Genomic DNA, 3,548 nt, shown 5'->3' with positions numbered 1-3,548 from the left:
CCCGCCCGCACGTTCAGGTTGGCCTGGTGGATGACGGTGCGCGTGGCATCCGTGGGGTGGCTGACGTTCCAGTCCTCGATGCGCAGGACCTCGTCGCCGATCTCGACGTCGCGGTCGGGGTAGCGGTTCTCGAGCTCGCGGCCGACCATGCCGCGGATGATGCGATCCTCGCTCGTACCGCCGGTCGCGACGTCGAGCGTCTCGATCGTGCGTCCGTCGCGGATGATCGTGACCTCGTCGGCGATCGCGCGGATCTCGTTGAGCTTGTGGCTGATGATGATGCAGGTGATGTTCTGACCGCGCAGGTGGCGGATCAGATCGAGCAGGTGCTCGGAGTCGTCGTCGTTCAGCGCCGCGGTCGGCTCGTCGAGGATGAGGAGCTTGACGTCCTTGGACAGCGCCTTGGCGATCTCGACGAGCTGCTGCTTGCCGACGCCGATCTCGTTGACCGGGACGTCGGGGCTGTCGCCCAGACCCACGCGGGCGAGGAGCTTGGCCGCCTCTTTGTTGGTGGCATCCCAGTCGATGAGACCGCGGTGGGTGATCTCGTTGCCGAGGAAGATGTTCTCGGCGATCGACAGGTAGGGGCTGAGCGCGAGCTCCTGGTGGATGATGACGATGCCGGCGGCCTCGCTGTCGCGGATGTCCTTGAACTCGACGGTCTCGCCGTCGAAGACGATCTCGCCACGGTAGTCGCCCGCGGGATACACACCGCTGAGCACCTTCATGAGGGTCGATTTGCCGGCGCCGTTCTCGCCGCAGATGGCGTGAACCGTTCCGCGCTCGACGGTCAGCGACACGTCGGCGAGCGCGATGACGCCGGGGAACTCCTTGGTGATCGAGCGCATCTCGAGGATGGTGCTCACGAGGTCCTCCTTGCAGAACCGGCTCGTGGCCGGTGGGGATGATGGGGCGGGATGCCGTTGCCGGACCCGCGGGAGCCTCCGCCGCGACCCGATCGGGCCGCGGCGGAGGCGGGGGCGGAAGGGCCGGGGCCCTTCCGGGGGATCAACCCAGGTCGGCCTCGGTGTAGTAACCGCTGTCGACGAGGATCTCCTTGTAGTTGTCCTTCGTCACGATGGTCGACTCGAGCAGGTACGAGGGGACGACCTTCTTGCCGTTGTCGTAGGTCTCGGTGTCGTTGACCTCGGGCTGCTCGCCCTTGCGGATGTCGTCGACCATGGTCACGGCCTGCTTGGCGAGCTCGCGCGTGTCCTTGAAGATCGTCGAGTACTGCTCACCGGCGATAATCGACTTGATCGAGCCGACCTCGGCGTCCTGACCGGTGATGACGGGCAGGGCGTCGGCGGAGTAGCCGCCCGAGGTGAGGGCCGAGATGATGCCGATCGACAGACCGTCGTAGGGCGAGAGGACACCCTGGAGCTTGGTGCCGCCGATGACGGTGAGGATGTTCTCCATGCGCTTCTGCGCCGTCTCGGGCAGCCAGCGCAGGATCGCGGCCTGGCCGAACTCGGTCTGGCCCGAGGGGACGACGAGCGTGCCCTTGTCGAGGTAGGGCTGGAGCGTGTCGATCGCGCCCTTCCAGAAGAAGGTGGCGTTGTTGTCGTCGGGGCTCCCGGCGAACAGCTCGACGTTGAACGGACCGGCGGCGCCGGTGTCCTTGCCCGAGGCGTCGAGGACGCCGAGTCCGGTCAGGAGCGAGGTCGCCTGCTGGACGCCGACCTTGTAGTTGTCGAAGGTCGTGTAGTAGTCGACGTTCTCGGTGCCGTTGATGAGGCGGTCGTACGCGATGACGGGGATGTTCGCGTCCTTGGCCTGCTGCAGCACGTCGGTGAGCGTGGTGCCGTCGATCGAGGCGATGATCAGGGCCTTGGCGCCCGTGGTGATCATGTTCTCGATCTGCGAGACCTGGGTGGGGATGTCGTCGTTGGCGTACTGCAGGTCGACCTGGTAGCCGAGCTCCTCGAGCTGCGACTTGACGTTGTTGCCGTCGGCGATCCACCGCTCCGACTGCTGCGTCGGCATCGCGACACCGATGGTGCCGCCGGCCTCCTGCGCGTCGCCGCTGCCGGCGCCGGTGCGGTCTCCCGCGCAACCGGCGAGGCCGATGCCGAGCGCGAGGACGCCCGCTCCCGCGACCGCCTTGAGCATGCTGTGCTTCTTCACTCTGGTTCCCTCCGTTGGGTATGTGGCGCGGTCTCTCCCCATGGAGCCCACCGCTAGAGGCGTCCGGCGCAGATCGGGCGCACGTGTCGTCGGGGCGAAACGAAGCCGTCCGGCGAGGCGGGGCACCCGCGTCGTTCGAAACCTCTTCGTCTCGACGGATCCGCTCCGCAGCGAGTCCCGTCGGCCTGTGCGACCGGTCATGTGACCGTTCACATTGTGTGTGTGATGCTACCCCGCCCTGCGGCGGACCTGTCAAGTCCCTGCGTGTCGCAAGGGCAGCCGTTGCGCAAACGTGACGTTCGCGGAAGGCTCACGCCCGCGGCGGCGCGGTCGACGAGCGGACGATGAGGCGCAGATGACCGGGCTGAGCGACCGTGTCGCCCTCGACACCGACTCCGAGCGCGGCCAGCAGATCGGTCACCGCGCGCGTTCCGATGCCGGCGAAGTCCTGACGGACCGTCGTCAGCGGCGGCCACAGGTGGGCCGACTCGGGCACATCGTCGAAACCGACGACCGAGATGTCCTCCGGCACCGAGCGGCCTCTGGCCCGAACGGCATGCATGAAACCCAACGCCATGTGGTCGTTCCCGGCGAACACCGCAGTGGCATCCTCGGTCCGAAGAAGCTCGAGGCCGGCCTCGAACCCGAAGTGCGCCGTCCAGTCGCCGAGCACCGGCGGACGCGGGGACAGGTCGTGGGCGTCCATCTCGGCGAGATAGCCGCGCATGCGGTGGTCCGCCTCGACCCAATCGCGGGGTCCGGCGATGTGCAGGATGCGCGTGTGACCGAGCTCGATCAGATGGCGCACGGCGGCGCGCGCCCCGGCCGTCTGGTCGTTGTGCGAGGTCGAGGTGCCCGTCGACGACACCGTCTGCACGGGAACCGGCAGCTGCAGCTCCTCGAGGATCGGTACGACCCGCGTCTGCGGCGCGACCGCGATCAGCCCCTCGACGGACTGCTGCATGAGGTGGTCGATCGAGGCCCGCACATCGTCGGGCGCGCTCGTGGCGAGGTTCGTCAGCGTCAGCCGGTACCCGGCCGTCCGCGCGGCGGATTCGATCGCCTGGACCATCGCCGAGGTGCCGTGCGTGGTCATCCGCGGGCCCAGCACGCCGATGAGACGGGAGCGGCTGGTGGCGAGGGCGCGCGCGGCCTGATTGGGTACGAACTTCAGTTCGGCGATCGCCGAGCGGACCTTCTCGGCCGTCTCGGGACGCAGCTGCGGACTGTTGTTGATCACGCGCGAGACGGTCTGGTAAGACACTCCCGCCAGCCGTGCGACATCGCGGATGCTCGGGGCGCGCCCGTTCGCCTCGGGGATGTCGGTGTCGCTCATGGTCCGCCTCATTGCGGGTCGCGCGCTTTCGCGTGACCGGTCACACGAGGATAACCGACGCGTCGCGATCCGCTCACCCCGGCGT

At 68.0% G+C, this 3,548-nt stretch carries 3 protein-coding genes; all 3 read right to left on the bottom strand.

Annotated elements, in window-relative coordinates:
* A partial coding sequence (locus tag QZ433_RS11300; protein WP_295783401.1) for an ATP-binding cassette domain-containing protein occupies positions 1-848 on the bottom strand: 848 nt, incomplete at its 3' end.
* 160 nt (positions 849-1,008) lie between these two features.
* Positions 1,009-2,112 (bottom strand): multiple monosaccharide ABC transporter substrate-binding protein, encoded by a 1,104-nt coding sequence (gene chvE, locus QZ433_RS11295; protein WP_295783398.1) that lies wholly within the window; start codon positions 2,110-2,112, stop codon positions 1,009-1,011.
* A gap of 325 nt (positions 2,113-2,437) precedes the next feature.
* On the bottom strand, positions 2,438-3,463 hold the full coding sequence (locus tag QZ433_RS11290; protein ID WP_295783396.1) for a LacI family DNA-binding transcriptional regulator: 1,026 nt from the start codon (positions 3,461-3,463) through the stop codon (positions 2,438-2,440).
* Between the last annotated feature and the right edge of the window lie 85 nt (positions 3,464-3,548).

Origin of the sequence: uncultured Microbacterium sp. (assembly GCF_913776565.1) — a bacterium.
Taxonomy (GTDB): Bacteria; Actinomycetota; Actinomycetes; order Actinomycetales; family Microbacteriaceae; genus Microbacterium.
Note: the sequence above shows the minus strand (reverse complement) of the source record. Positions and strands in the feature narration are given on the sequence as shown.

Excerpts from the sequence above, each read along its gene's own strand:
- chvE (WP_295783398.1), bottom strand. The coding sequence starts at position 2,112 with ATGCTCAAGGCGGTCGCGGGAGCGGGCGTCCTCGCGCTCGGCATCGGC.
- QZ433_RS11290 (WP_295783396.1), bottom strand. The coding sequence starts at position 3,463 with ATGAGCGACACCGACATCCCCGAGGCGAACGGGCGCGCCCCGAGCATC.